This window comes from Bacillus sp. NP157 (assembly GCA_018889975.1).
In the GTDB taxonomy this organism is placed as follows: Bacteria; Pseudomonadota; Gammaproteobacteria; order Xanthomonadales; family Rhodanobacteraceae; genus Luteibacter.
On record CP076546.1, the window covers coordinates 3,910,828 to 3,926,510 of the forward strand.

Below are 15,683 nucleotides of genomic sequence, written 5' to 3' on the forward strand. Positions count from 1 at the left end.
CATCGCGGCGGGGGTCACGCGCCGGCGAAGACCCCGCCGAGCCAGGCGCGGATGTCGCCGATCTCCGGCATGCTGACCTGGTGGCCCATCGGGTAGGTGTGCCACTCGATGCGGTGGCCAAGCGACTCCAGCAGCTGGCGCGACTGCTCACCCAGCGCGAGCGGCACGATCGGGTCGGCCACGCCGTGGCCCCAGAACATCGGGGTGGCATGGTTGGCACCGCTGCGCTCGGCCTCGATGGTGTCGTGCAACGGCAGGTAAGCCGAGAGGACCAGCAGGCCAGCCAGCGTTTCACGGTGGCGCAGGCCTGCGGACAAAGCCATGGCGCCGCCTTGCGAGAAGCCGGCCAGGATGATCCGCGCGGCCGGCACGCCGCGTTCTTCCTCGCGGGCGATCAGCTGCTCCACTTCGCCGATCGACAGGCGGATGCCCTCGGCGTCCTGCTTGTCGGCGATGGCCAGGCCCTTGATGTCGTACCACGCGCGCATCGGCACGCCGTTGTTCACCGTGACCGGGCGCACCGGCGCATGCGGGAACACGAAGCGGATCGACGGCCACGCCGGGTCGACCAGTTCGGGCACGATCGGCGCGAAGTCGTTGCCGTCGGCACCCAGGCCGTGCAGCCAGATCACCGACCACTCGGGCGACGGGCGGGTTTCGTGTTCGACGGTGGCGAGGGGCATGGGCTAGATCCGGCGGGGGAAACGGCGGGCATCGTAGCGTATCGGGATGCTAGACTGCCCCCACGGAGATGGCATGCCTCCGCGAACCGCCTTCGGGCTGATGATGCCTACGTAACCTGGATTCCGGGTGCGTAGGCATTTGTGTTTATGCGCCGGGATCCGGGTGTCCCAACCACACCGCCGACAGGATCCGCATGCGACATCTCCGTTCACTCGAGCAATGGGAGCTGCTGCCCAGCATGGGCAAGTGGCTGCTCATCGGCTCGCTGGCCGCCGTGATGGCCGGCAGCGCCTCGGCCTTCTTCCTGCTGGCGCTCGAATGGGCCACGGCGACACGGGAGGTGCAGCCCTGGCTGATCGCCCTGCTTCCGCTGGCGGGCTTCGTCGTCGGCTGGGCGTACGACCGCGTCGGCAAGCCCGTTGAAGCCGGCAACAACCTGCTCATCGACGAGATCCACGATCCGAAGAAAACCATCCCGCGACGGATGGTGCCACTCGTCTTCATCGGCACCATTGCCTCGCATCTGTTCGGTGCGTCGGTCGGTCGCGAAGGCACCGCCGTGCAGATGGGCGGGGCGCTGGCCGACCAGCTCACCGGCGTGTTTCGCCTGCGCGCCGAAGAGCGCCGCATCCTGCTGATGGCCGGCATGAGCGCGGGCTTCGCCGCCGTGTTCGGCACGCCGCTGGCCGGCGCGCTGTTCGGCATGGAAGTGCTGGCGATCGGGCGCATGCGCTACGACGCGCTGTTTCCCTGCGTGATCGCCGCCATCGTGGCGGACCGCGTCTGCCTGGCCTGGGGCGTGCACCACACCGTGTACGTGGTCGACCATGTCACCGCGGTGACCTTCGCCAGTGTGCTTGGCGTCATCGTGGCCGGCATCGCCTTCGGCCTGGTCGGCATGCTGTTCGCGGGGGCGACCCACGCCGTCGGTGGCTGGATGAAGCGCCGCATCGGCTACGCGCCGCTGCGTCCGTTCATTGGCGGCATCGCGATCGCCGCGTCGGTCACGCTGCTGCACACCGAGCGCTACATCGGCCTGGGCATTCCCACCATCGTCGCCGCGTTCCAGCATCCGCTCGCGCCGTGGGACTTCGCCGGCAAGTTCGGCTACACCGTCGCGTCGCTCGCCTCGGGATTCAAGGGCGGTGAAGTCACCCCGCTGTTCTATATCGGCGCGACGCTCGGCAACGCCCTCGCGCCGCTGTTGCACCTGCCGTTCGCGATGCTGGCGGGCCTGGGTTTCGTCGCGGTGTTCGCCGGCGCGGCCAACGTGCCGCTGGCCTGCACGGTGATGGCGATCGAACTGTTCGGGCCATCGATCGCACCATTCGCCGCCATCGCCTGCGTGGCGAGCTACCTGTTCTCCGGGCACACCGGGATCTACCACGCGCAACGGCTAGGTGGGACGAAGCATGCGCGAACGCTGCCGGAAGGCATGCGTGTCGGCGAGTTCAAGGCGTATCGGCAACGGCAGCGGGAGCTCGCGCAGTCCGACGAGAGCCGGTGAACGCCGCCTAGCGAAACAGGTGCGGTACGAAGCAGCTGGTGTTGCGGGTGATCCGGTCGGCATCCTCGCGAATGCCGATGCCAGCCGCTTCGTCGCCGATCACCCAAGAACCGACCAGCGCATGCCGCCCTTCGAAGACAGGGAGCGGTGCGAGTTGCTGGTACACGTGGAAGGGCTTGCCCTCGCCGCGTTCGCCCGCGCCGAGCACACTGATGCCCTCCCCTTCGCGACCCCAGAACGGCTTGGCGACGGCGGCGCCATCGACGCCTTCGCGCCGCAGGCTCGCCGGCAGCAGGTTCGGATGACGCGGGAAGTACTCCCACAGGATCGGCAGGATCGCCTTGTTCGAGAGCAGCATCTTCCACGGTGGCTCCAGCCAGCGTGTTCCGCTTTGCGCGATGTGCGCGGAGAACGGCTCGCTCATCAGCCACTCCCACGGGTAGAGCTTGAACAGTCGATCGATCGGGCGGTCGGCGAGGTCGATGAAGGCCTTGCCACTCCAGCCGATCGCCTCGATGTCCAGCGCCTGTACATCGAAGCCGGCCTGGCTGCAGGTGTCGAGCAGGTAGTCGGTCGTCGTGGCGTCTTCGGGGTTGTCGTAGCACGCGGCGAAGTGCACGCGCGGGCCACCGCCGACCATGCGCCATCGCGCGATCAGTTTCTCGTGGATCGAGTTGAACTGGTCGGCATCCGGCGCGGTGTCTTCCAGCCAGTACCACTGCACGACGGAGGCTTCGAACAGCGACGTCGGCGTATCGGCGTTGTATTCGAGCAGCTTCGGTGGGCCGTGACCGTCGAACGAAAGATCCATTCGTCCGTACAGCGCGGGATCGCGATCGAACCAGCTGCGTTCGACGAGTCGTGCCGCACGATCGTCCAGGCCGAGGTCGGCGTAACGCCCAGCGCGGACGATGCGGTCGACGGCTTCCAGGCACAGCGCGTGCAGTTCCGCCGTGGCCGCTTCGAGCACATCGATCGCGGCGGCGTCGAACAGGTAATACGCGTCCTCGCGCCAATAGGCCTGGCCGTCGATCGTGTGGAAGCCGAAGCCGATCTCCTCGACCCGCTTCTGCCAGTCCTCGCGTGGTGCGATGCGCTGGCGTTGCATCAGCCGCCTCGCGCCGATACGCGACCGGAGGAGCCGAACCCGCCGCGGCTACCGAAGTCGAACCCGGTCGGGCCGTGGCCGCTCGGGCCCGCGCCGCTGGCATAGGTGCGGCCGGGGCCCGGGTCGCCCTTGAACGAGCCCGTGCGCCAGTCGCTGCGATACCACGGGCCGTAGTAGTGGTAGCCGCCGGCATAACCATTGGACACGGAGTTTTCTCGCGTGCACTGGCCGGTAGCGTAGTCGTGCTCGCAGTCTTCCACCGAGTTGTAGCTGTTGCGCTGGACGTCCTTGCCACCGAAGGCCGTGAAGCCGACGGCGGCCACGCCGAGCGCACCTAGCGTGATCGCCACCGTGCGCTTGCGTGCCAGCGGCTCCTTCGGCGGATAGAACGAGGGATGGCGATAGCCGCTGGAGGGCTTGAACGTGGCATCGCCCGGCTTGCGCAGCGACTTGCCCTTGTCGTCGTCTTCCATGGGAACGCCCTCAGTAAGACATCGCGGCAGCGTTGAGCGTGCCGACGCAGGCGGCCACGATGGCCACGAACAGGGCGACCGAGCGGGAGTCGGCTTCGATCTGCGCGCGCAGGTCGCGCACCACCAGGCGCAGCACGAAGTGGGTCAGCAACTGCACCACCCATGCGACCAGCCCCCACAGGGCGAGGTCGACGAGGCTGACGCTATGCGCTATGGCGCTGGCGAGGGGCTGGACGAAGCCGATGGCGGCACCGCCCAGGCTGATCGCGGCGGCCACGTTGCCGTCGCGGATCAGGGCCATCTCGCGCTGCGGCGTGATCCAGATGTAGGTCACCAGGAAGGCGACGAAATAGAACGCGCCCAGGGCCAGGTAGGCCACGAAGGCGGGCAGGGTAAACAGGTCCGACACGATCACGAACGCTTCCTTGTACGGCGCGGCCTGCCGTGGCCGCGCCGCAAGGATAGGCCAAACGCCTGCCGCTTACTCGCCCAGGCCCAGCTCGTTGGCGAAGAAGGTCATCGACAGCGCGGCGTTGCCGACGCGCTGGCTGAAGGGTGCGCCGATGCCGTGGCCGGCGTTCATCCGGGTCAGCAGCAGCACCGGGTAACCCGACGTGGAGGCGTCCTGCAGGGTCGCGGCGAACTTGCGCGACTGCCACGGGGCGACGCGCGGATCGTTGGCACCCGTGGTCAGCAGCACGGCGGGATAGGCCGTGCCCTTCTTCACGTTGTACAGCGGCGCATAGGCACGCATGGCCTTCGCGACCGCCGGGTCCTTCACCGTGCCGTATTCGCTGACGTTGTACGGACCGTTGGCGAACACCGTCTCGTGGCGGCCGATGTCATAGATGCCGACCATGGCGACGACGGCGCGGTACTGCTCCGGATGCTGGGTCAGTGCCGCACCCATCAGCAGGCCGCCGTTGCTGCCGCCGAGGATGCCGAGGTGCTTCGCATCGGTCCATTTCGTGTCGACCAGTGCGCGCGATGCGGCGTAGAAGTCGTCGAACACGTTCTGCTTGCGGGTCTTCTGGCCCTGCTCGTGCCACTGCTCGCCGAACTCGTTGCCGCCGCGGATGTTCGCGTACGCCAGCACGCCACCGCGTTCCAGCCAGGCGAGGTTCGCGCCGATGAAGCCCGGGGTGACCGGGATGCCGAAGCCGCCATAGCTGTACAGGATGGTCGGGCGCTTGCCGTTCGGGGTGATGCCGTCCATCGAGATCACCGTGACCGGGATCTTCGTGCCGTCCTTCGAAGTGCCGTCGACGCGGGTCACCCGCACCTTCGAGTAATCCGCCGCCGCCTTCACTTCGAACACGGTTTTCAGCGTGCCGCTGGCGCCGTCGTATTCCGCCCAGCGGGTCGGCGTGGTCCAACCGCCGTAGGTGATCAGCGCCTTGTCCTGGCCCTTCTCGGCGGCCACGCCACCGATGGTGATGCCGGTGGCCGGCAGCGGCACGCGGCGGACGAAGGTGGCCTTCGCGTCGTACTGGTCGGCCCACCAGTCGGGACCGGCGCTGCGCACGACGAGGAAGCCGGTGCCGATCGGGGTGACGCGCTGGATCGCGCCCTCGCCTTCGGGCAATACGTCGGCCTGCTTGCCGCTGGCATCCAGCGCCACGACCTTGCCGCGCGGGGCGCCGGCGAAGGTCACCACGTAGAGGCGGTCGCCCACCCAGTGCGCCGAACGCACGTCGGCCTCGTGGCCGAGCACCTTCCTGAACGGGCCATTGCCGTCACGCAGGAACACCTCGGCCGGACCGCCGTCGCCTTCGTTGGCGAGCAGCGCGGTGGTCTTGCCCGCGTTGCCTTCGAGCAGGATGTATTCGGCCACCGGCGAATAGCCCTTGCCGAACACCACGGTGTCCTTCTCCTGCGCCGTGCCGATCACGTGGTGGGCGAGGTAGGCGTCGAATTCGTGCAGCGGCTTCGTCTTGGTCGGCGCATCGAAACGCGCATAGGTGACGCCCTTCTCGTCCGCGTCCCAGGCCAGCGCCTGCGGCGTGGTGCCACCGCCCGCCCAGGGCAGCGCGTCGGCCAGCGCCTTGCCGGTGGTGGTATCGAGAATGTGCACCGTGGTCAGCTCGCTGCCGCCTTCGGCGGTGCCGTAGGCGAGGTAACGGCCGCTCGGCGACGGCCAGTACTCGGTGATCGCGGTGTTGCCGTCGCCCTTGTTGAGGTCGACCAGGGTGCGCACCGGGCCATCCGGCCAGGCCTTGGCGACCAGCAGCGGCTGCGCCTGTGGCGGCGTGTTCTCGAAGTAGAACAGGGTGCCACCGGCGAGCTCGGGCGAGGAACGGGTGGTCGAGGTGATCGCCAGTTCGCGGATCCGCGCGGTCAGGTCCTTGCCCAGCGGCACCTTGCCGATGGTGGCCTCGGTGTAGGCGTTCTGCGCCTCGACCCACTTCTGCACGCCCTCGCCGTCCGGGTTTTCCAGCCAGCGGTACGCATCGGTGACCGGCTGGCCGCCGAGGTTGTCCTGGACGTCGTGCTTCGCGGTGGGCGGCGGCGTGGGCGCGGCGGCATGGGCGGAGCAGGCGGCGAACAGGCTAAGGGCAAGCAGGCGGGGGACGACGGTTCGCATGGGAAACCTCGGAGGCAAGGGGGTCCGAGCGTAGCAAACCCATGACGCCTGGCACCCCTGCCGCCAGTTGGGTAGCGCCTGCGGTTATCCTCGCGGGATTTGCCGTCACCTGGATCCTCGCCGATGCGTGTACTCGCCGCCGCCCTCCTCACCGCCCTGGCCGCCGCGCCGGCGCTCGCGCTCGCCGCGCCGCCGCCGCTGGACATGGAAACCATCATGGCCGACCCCGACTGGATCGGCCAGGCGGTGGAAGACCCGTACTGGAGCGTGGACGGCAGCCAGGTCTATTACTCGCTGAAGCGCGATGGCAGCCCGGTGCGCGACCTGTACCGCGTGCCCGCCACCGGTGGCGCGGCGGTGAAGCTCGACCCGGCCGCCGCCGCCACGGCGGACGGCACGAAGCTGGTGTTCGACCGCGACCATCGCCATGCCGCGTTTGTCCGCCACGGCGATATCTTCCTGCGCGACCTCGCCGCAGGTACCACCGTGCAGGTGACGCGCAGCCCGCGTGCCGAATCCGCGCCACGCCTGTCGGCCGATGGCCGCCTGCTGACCTGGCGTGCCGGTGACGACTGGTTCGCCTACGCCACCTCGGGCGGCCCGGCGTACCCGGCCGCCGTGGTCCAGGCCAAGGACGATCCGAAGAAGGAAAAGTCCACCGACCTGACCGACCAGCAGCAGGCCCTGTTCTCCACGCTGCGTGGCCTGAAGGCCGACGAGAAGGCGTTGAAGGCGGACGCGGATGCGCTGGCCGCCGCGGACCCGGGCCGCGCACCGCAGCCGTTCTACCTTGGCAAGGACGTCGCCATCGTCGATACCTCGCTGTCGCCGGACGGCCGCTGGATGGTCGTGGTGACCAAGGCGAAGGACGCCGATGACGGCAAGGTCGCCGACCTGACCCACTACGTGACCGACTCCGGTTACGCCGAAGCCGAGGCTACCCGCCCGTATGTCGGCCGCAACGATCCCGCGCCGCAGGCGCTGAAACTGCTCGACCTGCGCAGCCATGCGATGTTCGACCTCGACACGGACACGCTGCCCGGCATCCACGACGACCCGCTGGCCGACATCCGCGCGAAGACCATCGCCGCCCTGCGCAAGGACGGCAAGGGCGACCGTGCGGACGCGCTGGCCGCACCCAAGACCCGGCCCGTGATCGTCAACGCCGAATACAGCCCCGGCATCGCCTGGAGCAACGATGGCCACGCCGTCGCCCTGCAGTTGCGCGCGGTGGACAACAAGGATCGCTGGATCGCGACCGTCGACTTCGCCAGCCACGCACTCGCCTCGCAGCATCGGCTGAGCGACAAGGCGTGGATCAACTGGGACAACAACGATTTCGGCTGGCTGCCCGATGGCCGCACGCTGTGGTACCTGAGTGAAGAAAGCGGCTACTCGCACCTCTATACGCGCACGATCGGCGGCAAGGCCTCCGCGCTGACCTCGGGCCGCTTCGAAGTCGACCACCCGGTGCTCAGCGCGGACGGCAAGACTTTCTACGTGCGTACCAACCAGGTCGCGCCGTATAGCTACGACGTCTACAAGCTGCCCGCTGGCGGTGGTGCACTCTCGCGGGTGACCCATTACGAAGGCATGGACGACTTCGCCCTGTCGCCCGATGGCCGCTCGCTGGCGGTGCTGCACTCCGCGCCCTATGTCCCGTCGCAGCTCGCCACGGTGTCGACCGACGGCGGCACGCCGCGTGAGCTGACCAACACGGTGAAGCCTGGCTTCGCCCAGCACGCATGGATCGCGCCGAAGATCGTCGAGGTGCCGTCGGCGCATGGCGCGGGCACGATCTACGCGAAGTTCTACGGTCCCGCCGATGCCACGCAGGCGGCTGGCCGGCCCGCGGTGATCTTCGTCCATGGCGCAGGCTACCTGCAGAACGTGCACCTGTCGTACCCGTCGTATTTCCGCGAGCAGATGTTCCATAACCTGCTGGTGCAGCGTGGCTACGTGGTGCTGGACATGGATTACCGCGCATCGAAGGGCTACGGCCGCGACTGGCGCACGGCGATCTACCGCAACATGGGCCACCCCGAGCTGGACGACCTGCTGGATGGCAAGGCGTGGCTGGTGAAGAACCAGGCCGTGGATCCGAAGCGCGTGGGTATCTACGGCGGCAGCTACGGTGGTTTCATGACGCTGATGGCGTTGCTGCGTGCGCCGGGTGAGTTCGCGGCGGGTGCGGCGCTGCGTCCGGTGACGGACTGGACGTCGTACAACCATGACTACACCGCCAACATCCTCAACGATCCGCAGCTGGATCCGGAGGCGTATGCGGCCAGCTCGCCGATCATGTATGCGGACAAGCTGCAGGATCCGTTGCTGATCGAGCATGGCCTGATCGACGATAACGTGCTGGCGAGCGATTCGATCCGGCTGTACCAGCGTTTCATCGAGCTGCACAAGAAGAATTTCTGGATGTCGCTGTATCCGATGGAGCGGCACGGTTTCGTTCATCCGGATTCGTGGCACGACGAGTATCGGCGCATCGACGAACTCTTCCGCGATAACCTCCACCAGTAACCCCTACGCCGCCATGCCGGGCGCTCCGCGGCGCTCGGGCGGGGTCGCGGGAACCGCCCTCGGCGCCTACCCTCGCTGCTCAGACAGCGTTCTGGCGTGCGAGAAGGAGGGGCTGCTCCGCAGCCCGTTTCCTTATCTGGCCTACGGCCGCGCACCGGGTGCCGGGCGGAGGTTCTTGATTCGGCATCGTGCCTCAACAAGAACGGCCGGCCATCGTGGCCGGCCCCCTGCGGGCTTTTCCCGCCCGCCACCCTCGCCGCCACGAACTCGCCTCGAGGGTAGGCGCCGAGGGCGGCTCTTGCAGCCCCCCGCAAGCCTTGTGTAGGAGCGCGCCTGCGCGCGATTGGTGACGTGGCGACACGGCCGTAAAAAATTTACGCAAACGTTACGCCGGGCTTGTTGCCCCTTACCCGCTGATTATCCACCGCCGCGAAGAATACGCACTGTTTCTCCTGACGGATTGCGTGCCGTGGAATTTGTGTACGTCCTGCTGGTCGTCGTGCTTACGGCGATGTCGATGGGTTTCCTCATGATCTGCGATCGCCTTGGTCGTCGGTGAGGGGGCGTTATGTCGATGACTTATGGGATCGCGGCTGTGTTGGCGGTGGCGTTGTGTGGCTACCTTTGCGTCGCCTTGCTGAAGCCGGAGTGGTTTGAATGACCACGAACGATTTCCTGCAGGTGGGTGTGTTCCTTGTCGTGTTGCTGGCGCTGGTGAAGCCGGTGGGTGGGTACATGGCGTTGGTGTTCGCGGATGTGCCGAATCGGGTGCATCGTGTGGGCGGGCCGGTGGAGCGGTTGCTTTATCGGCTGGCGGGTGTGCGTGCGGATGAGGACATGGGGTGGAGGCGGTATGCCGTCGCCATGCTGGTCTTCAACGTCGCGGGCCTGGCCGTGGTCTACCTGTTGCAGCGGACGCAGCAGTGGTTGCCGTTGAATCCGCAGCACCTCGCGGCGATTTCGCCGGATTCGGCGATGAATACCGCGGTGAGCTTTGCCACGAACACGAACTGGCAGGGTTATGCCGGTGAGTCGTCGATGAGTTACCTGACCCAGGCGCTTGGCCTTGCGGTGCAGAACTTCCTTTCCGCGGCGACGGGTATCGCGGTGCTGGTGGCTGTGGTGCGGGGTTTTGCCCGGCGTGGTGCTGGCGCGATCGGTAACTTCTGGGTCGACCTGACCCGGGCGACGCTTTACGTGTTGTTGCCGTTCTCGATCGTCATCGCCCTGTTGCTCGTGTCGCAGGGCGTGGTGCAGAACGCGGCGTCGTATGTCGATGTGACCACCTTGCAGCACGCGTCGCAGACGCTGCCGATGGGTCCGGTGGCCTCGCAGGAGGCGATCAAGATGCTGGGTACGAACGGCGGCGGCTTCTTTAATGCCAACTCCGCGCATCCGTTTGAAAACCCCACGCCGTTCTCGAACTTCATCGAGATGCTGGCGATCCTGCTTATCCCGGCGGCGCTTTGCTACACCTTTGGCAGCATGGTCGGCGACCGCCGACAGGGCTGGGCGATCCTTGCGACCATGCTGCTCATTTTCGTGCCGCTGACCCTTGGCCTGGTCGCCGCCGAGCAGGCCGGTAATCCCGCCCTGCATGGCCTGGCGATCGATGCACAGGCTTCGGCGCAGCAGGCTGGCGGCAACATGGAAGGCAAGGAAACCCGCTTCGGCATCGCCGCGTCCGGGCTGTTCGCCGCGATTACCACGGCGGCGTCGTGCGGCGCCGTGAATGCGATGCACGACTCGCTGACGCCACTCGGTGGCCTGGTGCCGATGTGGCTGATGCAGCTGGGCGAGGTGATCTTCGGCGGCGTGGGCTCGGGGCTGTACGGCATGCTCGCCTTCGCCGTGGTCGCGGTGTTCATCGCAGGTCTCATGGTCGGCCGCACGCCGGAGTACCTGGGCAAGAAGATCGAGGCGCATGAAATGAAGATGGCCAGCCTCGCCGTGCTCATTCCCTGCGCGCTGGTTGTCGTCGGCACCGCCGTCGCGGTGATGGCGCCAGGGGGCAGGGCAGGCGTCGCCAACCCCGGTGCGCATGGCTTCAGCGAGATGCTTTACGCGGTGACCTCGGCGGCGAACAACAACGGCAGCGCGTTCGCCGGGCTTTCCGCGAACACGCCGTTCTGGAACGTGCTGCTCGCCATCTGCATGTTCCTCGCCCGCTTCCCGCTCGCGATCGCGATGCTGGCCATGGCCGGCTCGCTGGCCGCGAAGCGCCACGTACCGCCCTCGCCCGGCACCCTGCCGACGCATACGCCGCTGTTCGTCACCCTGCTGGCCTGCATCGTCATCGTGGTGGGCGCACTCACCTTCCTGCCGGCGCTGGCCCTCGGGCCGATCGTCGAACACCTTACGTCCGCCACGGGCCACTGATCCATGACTACCCACGCCCCTACCCCGCGCAGCTTCGACCGCGCGCTGGTGGCACGCGCCCTGCGCGACGCGTTCACCAAACTCGATCCGCGCCTGCAGTTCCGTAACCCGGTGATGTTCGTCGTCTACGTCTGCAGCGTGCTGACCACCGTGCTGTGGATCCAGGCCCTGGCCGGGCGCGGCGAAGCACCCGCCGGCTTCATCTTCCAGATCGGCCTGTGGCTGTGGTTCACCCTGTTGTTCGCGAACTTCGCCGAAGCGCTGGCCGAAGGCCGTGGCAAGGCGCAGGCCGAGGCCCTGCGCGGCTCGCGCCGCGACGTCGCAGCAAAGAAACTGGTGGCGGCGGCGCGCGACGCGCAGGTCGTGTTCACCCCGTCCAGCGAGCTGCGCACTGGCCATCACGTGCTGGTGGAAGCAGGCGATATCGTTCCCGGCGACGGCGAGATCGTCGAAGGCGCCGCCAGTGTCGACGAGAGTGCGATCACCGGTGAGTCCGCGCCGGTGATCCGGGAAGCAGGCGGTGATCGCAGCGCCGTGACCGGCGGTACCCGCGTGCTCTCCGACTGGCTGGTGGTGCGTATCACCAGCAACCCCGGCGAGAGCTTCCTCGACCGGATGATCGCGATGGTCGAAGGCGCGTCGCGCCGCAAGACGCCCAACGAGATCGCGCTGACCATCCTGCTGGCGAAGTTCACCCTGATCTTCCTGCTCGCCTGCGCTACCCTGCTGCCGTATTCGATATACAGCGTCGAGGCGGCCGGCAGCGGCAATCCGATCACGCTCACCGTGCTGGTCGCCCTGCTGGTCTGCCTGATCCCCACCACCATCGGCGCGCTGCTCTCGGCCATCGGTATCGCCGGCATGGACCGGATGATCCGGGCGAATGTCATCGCCACGTCCGGGCGTGCGGTGGAAGCCGCCGGCGACGTCGACGTGCTGCTGCTCGACAAGACCGGGACGATCACGCTCGGCAACCGCCAGGCCGTCGCCTTTCATCCGGCGCCGGGCATCGAGGAGCGCGAGCTGGCCGAAGCTGCCGACCTCGCCTCGCGGGCTGACGAAACGCCGGAAGGCCGCAGCATCGTCGTCCTCGCCGAATCGACGTATGGCATTGCGCCCCCGCGGCGCCGCGACGAAGCTCGCGCCGAGTTCGTTCCCTTCACCGCGCAGACCCGCATGAGCGGTGTCGACGTCGGCACCCGGCATATCCGCAAAGGCGCGATGGACGCCGTGGAACGTTACCTCGACAGCCAGGACAGCCACATGCCGCCGCTGGTCAGGCGCATGGCCGAGGACGTCGCCCGCCGTGGTGCCACCCCGCTGATCGTCGTCGATGGCGCGCTGACCCTCGGCGTCGTCGAGCTCAAGGACATCGTCAAGGACGGGATCAAGGAACGTTTCGCCGAGATGCGCCGGATGGGTATCCGCACCGTGATGATCACCGGCGATAACCCGCTCACGGCGGCCGCCATCGCTGCCGAGGCCGGTGTCGACGACTTCCTCGCCGAGGCCACGCCGGAAGCCAAGCTCAAGTACATCCGCGACATGCAGGCCGAGAACCGCCTGGTGGCGATGTGCGGCGACGGCACCAACGACGCACCGGCGTTGGCCCAGGCCGATGTCGCGGTGGCGATGAACAGCGGCACGCAGGCGGCGAAGGAGGCCGGCAACATGGTCGACCTCGATTCGAACCCGACCAAACTGATCGAGGTGGTGGCGATCGGCAAGCAGATGCTGATCACCCGCGGGGCGTTGACCACGTTCTCGATCAGCAACGACATCGCGAAGTATTTCGCGATCATCCCTGCCGCGTTCGCCACCACCTACCCCGCATTGAACGCGCTGAACGTCATGCGCCTGGCCACGCCGCAAAGCGCAATCCTTTCGGCGGTGATCTTCAACGCGCTGGTGATCATTTTCCTCATCCCGCTCGCGCTGAAGGGCGTGGCGTATCGCGCGCTGGGCGCCGCGGCGCTCCTGCGCCGCAACCTGCTGGTCTACGGTCTCGGCGGCGTGGTCGTCCCCTTCATCGGCATCAAGCTCATCGACATGTTGCTGGTCCTGCTCGGACTGGCCTGACTCACCGAGGTCGCCCCATGCACAGTGTCAAGCTCACCCTGCTCATCGAAGACCCGAACGACATCGACATGGAAGTCCGCGTCGTCGCGCCCGTCGCCAGCGTGATCCCCACGAACGAGCCGCCAGGCAGCGGTCGTCCGGTCTCACCCTTGCGCGCCCGTGCACAGGCCTCGCGCAGTGCCACCACCACCGACCTAGACGACTACGTGCTCGGCGGTTACGCCGGCATCTGAGCGGGCCACGCACACGTACGTCGGCATCACCACGCACCATCACCACACAAGGCGTTCCGAGAGGAACGGTTCTCCATGCACACTAGTCGTTATGCTCTGCTCGCCGCGCTGCTCGCCATCGCCCCTGTCTCCTGTGCGATGGCATCCGGCAGCGATGACTGTTCCCAGGGTTTCGCCTCGCGCCTCGTCGCGGCCTACCGCGAAGACGCCCAGCCTGCCGATCCCAACGCACCGGCGCCGGCACGCCGTGCCATGCCCTCGCCGTTCCCGTCGCCGCCGTTCCCCTCGGCGGAGTGGCAGCTTGGCGGCGTGGCGTATCCGATCGGCGTACCCAACCTGAATTCGCAATACCCGCTGGAAAAGGCACTGGCCTGCAATGCGTTCGGCAAGTGGATGAAGGACAACCGCATCGAGGTCTATGGCTGGATCAATCCGTCGATCAACGTGAGTAGCTCGGCGAACACGAACTATCCGCTCTCGTATGCCACGCGTCCGAACCGGCTGGAGTTCAACCAGGCGCTGCTGCGCATCGAGCGCATCCCCGACACCGTGCAGACCGACCACCTCGACTGGGGTTTCCACCTCGACAACCTGTACGGCTACGACTATCACTACACGACGATGAAGGGCGTCTTCAGCAACCAGTTGCTGAACAACCCGCGGGCGAGCCAGCCACTGAACGGCAAGACCTACGGTTACGATCCGATGCTGTTCTACGGGGATATCTACATCCCCTGGGTGGCCGAAGGCATGGTGGTGCGGATCGGTCGTTACCTGTCCCTGCCCGACATCGAAGCGCAGTTCTCGCCGAACAATTACCTGGTGACCCACTCGGTGCTGTACACGGCCGATCCGTATACGCAGATGGGCGTGATGACCACGACCCGGCTCAACGCGCAGTGGACGGTGCAGCTCGGCATCAACGGAAGCAACGACACCGCGGTGTGGAACCACGGTGCGCGGCCGACGCTGCAGGCGTGCGTCCGCTGGGTGTCTGCCGATAACAACGACATGATCTATCCGTGCGTGAACAACTGGAACACCTCGGACTACAACTACAACAACGTGCAGATGTACGTCGCGACCTGGGGCCACCGCTTCAGCGAGAGCGTGCATATCCTCACCGAGGGTTACTGGATGTACGGCCGCAACATCGCGGGCTTCGGCCCCGGCGGCGATCCCGGCGTGGTGGGCTCGTCGCCGCTGGCCGGCAAGGCCGCCGAGTATGGCGTCGTCAACTACATCAACGTCGAGCTCAACCCAGGCAACATGCTGTCGTTCCGCAACGAGTGGTACAACGACCAGAAAGGCCAGCGCACCGGCTATGCCACGCGCTACACCACGCACACGCTCGGCGTGACGCACTGGGTCAGTCCCGACCTGGAGATCCGCCCCGAGGTCCGCTACGAGCGCTCGTACGACGTCGACGCTTACGACCACGGCAACAAGGGTTACCAGCTCACCGCGCTGGTCGACGCGATCTGGCATTACTGAGGAATCACGGCCATGGCTACCCTGTTACGCAACGCGCTCGTGTCGCTCCTGTTGATGACCGCGATCACCGGCGTGGCCTATCCGGCCGTGGTCGGCGGCCTCGCCGCACTGGTGTTCCCCCGCCAGGCCACCGGCAGCCTGGTGCTGCGCGACGGCCACGTGGTGGGGTCCGCGTTGATCGGCCAGTCGTTCACCGCGCCGCGTTACTTCTGGGGCCGGCCGTCCGCGACCACGCCGGTACCGTACGACGGCGTGGCCTCCGGCGGTTCCAACCTGGGGCCGTCGAATCCCGCACTGGCCGATGCGGCACGCCAGCGGATCGCTGCCCTCCGTGCCGTGGACCCGGGCAACAATGCGCCGGTACCGGTGGAGCTGGTCACGGCCTCGGCGAGCGGGCTGGACCCGGAGATCAGCCCGGCCGCGGCGGCTTACCAGGTGGCCCGCGTGGCACGGGCGCGCGGGATGGTGCCCGCCACCGTCGTCGCGCTGGTCGCCGAGCATACCCAGGGACGGCAGTTCGGCCTGCTCGGCGAGCCACGGGTGAACGTGCTGGCCCTGAACATGGCGCTCGATGCGGCATCCCGGTAAGGCCATGGGCCCATCCCACGCT

The 15,683-nt window shown here is 67.2% G+C and carries 13 protein-coding genes; 8 read left to right on the forward strand and 5 right to left on the reverse strand.

The features are described 5' to 3' along the window. Positions 1 to 14: 14 nt before the first annotated feature. A complete protein-coding gene (locus tag KPL74_17930; protein ID QWT19614.1) occupies positions 15 to 683 on the reverse strand; it encodes an alpha/beta hydrolase in 669 nt (222 codons plus the stop codon). A gap of 194 nt (positions 684 to 877) precedes the next feature. On the opposite strand from KPL74_17930, the gene KPL74_17935 reads away from it, so the two are divergent. Next, on the forward strand, positions 878 to 2,191 hold the full coding sequence (locus KPL74_17935; protein ID QWT19615.1) for a voltage-gated chloride channel family protein: 1,314 nt from the start codon (positions 878 to 880) through the stop codon (positions 2,189 to 2,191). Between the two features lie 7 nt (positions 2,192 to 2,198). Here KPL74_17935 and KPL74_17940 read toward each other — a convergent pair whose 3' ends face one another. The 4 genes from KPL74_17940 to KPL74_17955 all read right to left on the reverse strand — a co-directional run bounded on the left by KPL74_17940 (position 2,199) and on the right by KPL74_17955 (position 6,356). Further along, positions 2,199 to 3,299 carry a glutathionylspermidine synthase family protein gene (locus tag KPL74_17940; GenBank protein ID QWT19616.1) on the reverse strand — a complete coding sequence of 367 codons (1,101 nt, stop codon included), beginning with the start codon at positions 3,297 to 3,299 and terminating at the stop codon, positions 2,199 to 2,201. Next, positions 3,299 to 3,772: a hypothetical protein gene (locus tag KPL74_17945; GenBank protein ID QWT19617.1), complete on the reverse strand. Its 474-nt coding sequence runs from the start codon at positions 3,770 to 3,772 to the stop codon at positions 3,299 to 3,301. The genes KPL74_17940 and KPL74_17945 overlap by 1 nt, the downstream gene beginning before the upstream one ends. 10 nt (positions 3,773 to 3,782) lie before the next feature. Continuing rightward, complete coding sequence (locus tag KPL74_17950) at positions 3,783 to 4,187, reverse strand: DUF350 domain-containing protein (protein QWT19618.1); 405 nt, start codon at positions 4,185 to 4,187, stop codon at positions 3,783 to 3,785. Between the two features lie 66 nt (positions 4,188 to 4,253). Further along, on the reverse strand, positions 4,254 to 6,356 hold the full coding sequence (locus KPL74_17955; protein ID QWT19619.1) for a prolyl oligopeptidase family serine peptidase: 2,103 nt from the start codon (positions 6,354 to 6,356) through the stop codon (positions 4,254 to 4,256). Positions 6,357 to 6,479: 123 nt separating this feature from the next. Between KPL74_17955 and KPL74_17960 the strand changes: the two genes are divergently transcribed. From KPL74_17960 to kdpC, 7 genes are all read left to right on the forward strand, one after another. Next, positions 6,480 to 8,888: a prolyl oligopeptidase family serine peptidase gene (locus KPL74_17960; GenBank protein QWT19620.1), complete on the forward strand. Its 2,409-nt coding sequence runs from the start codon at positions 6,480 to 6,482 to the stop codon at positions 8,886 to 8,888. Between the two features lie 568 nt (positions 8,889 to 9,456). Then, positions 9,457 to 9,549 (forward strand): K(+)-transporting ATPase subunit F, encoded by a 93-nt coding sequence (gene kdpF, locus KPL74_17965; protein QWT19621.1) that lies wholly within the window; start codon positions 9,457 to 9,459, stop codon positions 9,547 to 9,549. Next, positions 9,546 to 11,267, forward strand: coding sequence for a potassium-transporting ATPase subunit KdpA (gene kdpA / locus KPL74_17970; protein ID QWT19622.1), 1,722 nt, complete (start codon positions 9,546 to 9,548; stop codon positions 11,265 to 11,267). Before kdpF ends, kdpA begins: the two co-directional genes overlap by 4 nt. A gap of 3 nt (positions 11,268 to 11,270) precedes the next feature. Next, entirely contained in the window at positions 11,271 to 13,346 is a 2,076-nt protein-coding gene (gene kdpB, locus KPL74_17975; protein QWT19623.1) for a potassium-transporting ATPase subunit KdpB, read from the forward strand. A gap of 17 nt (positions 13,347 to 13,363) precedes the next feature. Then, positions 13,364 to 13,579 (forward strand): hypothetical protein, encoded by a 216-nt coding sequence (locus KPL74_17980; protein ID QWT19624.1) that lies wholly within the window; start codon positions 13,364 to 13,366, stop codon positions 13,577 to 13,579. Positions 13,580 to 13,654: 75 nt separating this feature from the next. After that, the gene (locus KPL74_17985) at positions 13,655 to 15,073 is read left to right on the forward strand and encodes a porin (GenBank protein QWT19625.1); all 1,419 of its coding nucleotides are present in this window, start codon (positions 13,655 to 13,657) and stop codon (positions 15,071 to 15,073) included. A gap of 12 nt (positions 15,074 to 15,085) precedes the next feature. Further along, positions 15,086 to 15,661 (forward strand): potassium-transporting ATPase subunit KdpC, encoded by a 576-nt coding sequence (gene kdpC / locus KPL74_17990; GenBank protein QWT19626.1) that lies wholly within the window; start codon positions 15,086 to 15,088, stop codon positions 15,659 to 15,661. Positions 15,662 to 15,683 lie beyond the last annotated feature (22 nt).

Excerpts from the sequence above, each read along its gene's own strand:
- KPL74_17930 (QWT19614.1), bottom strand. The coding sequence starts at position 683 with ATGCCCCTCGCCACCGTCGAACACGAAACCCGCCCGTCGCCCGAGTGG.
- KPL74_17935 (QWT19615.1), top strand. The coding sequence starts at position 878 with ATGCGACATCTCCGTTCACTCGAGCAATGGGAGCTGCTGCCCAGCATG.
- KPL74_17940 (QWT19616.1), bottom strand. The coding sequence starts at position 3,299 with ATGCAACGCCAGCGCATCGCACCACGCGAGGACTGGCAGAAGCGGGTC.
- KPL74_17945 (QWT19617.1), bottom strand. The coding sequence starts at position 3,772 with ATGGAAGACGACGACAAGGGCAAGTCGCTGCGCAAGCCGGGCGATGCC.
- KPL74_17955 (QWT19619.1), bottom strand. The coding sequence starts at position 6,356 with ATGCGAACCGTCGTCCCCCGCCTGCTTGCCCTTAGCCTGTTCGCCGCC.
- KPL74_17960 (QWT19620.1), top strand. The coding sequence starts at position 6,480 with ATGCGTGTACTCGCCGCCGCCCTCCTCACCGCCCTGGCCGCCGCGCCG.
- kdpF (QWT19621.1), top strand. The coding sequence starts at position 9,457 with ATGTCGATGACTTATGGGATCGCGGCTGTGTTGGCGGTGGCGTTGTGT.
- kdpA (QWT19622.1), top strand. The coding sequence starts at position 9,546 with ATGACCACGAACGATTTCCTGCAGGTGGGTGTGTTCCTTGTCGTGTTG.
- kdpB (QWT19623.1), top strand. The coding sequence starts at position 11,271 with ATGACTACCCACGCCCCTACCCCGCGCAGCTTCGACCGCGCGCTGGTG.
- KPL74_17980 (QWT19624.1), top strand. The coding sequence starts at position 13,364 with ATGCACAGTGTCAAGCTCACCCTGCTCATCGAAGACCCGAACGACATC.
- KPL74_17985 (QWT19625.1), top strand. The coding sequence starts at position 13,655 with ATGCACACTAGTCGTTATGCTCTGCTCGCCGCGCTGCTCGCCATCGCC.
- kdpC (QWT19626.1), top strand. The coding sequence starts at position 15,086 with ATGGCTACCCTGTTACGCAACGCGCTCGTGTCGCTCCTGTTGATGACC.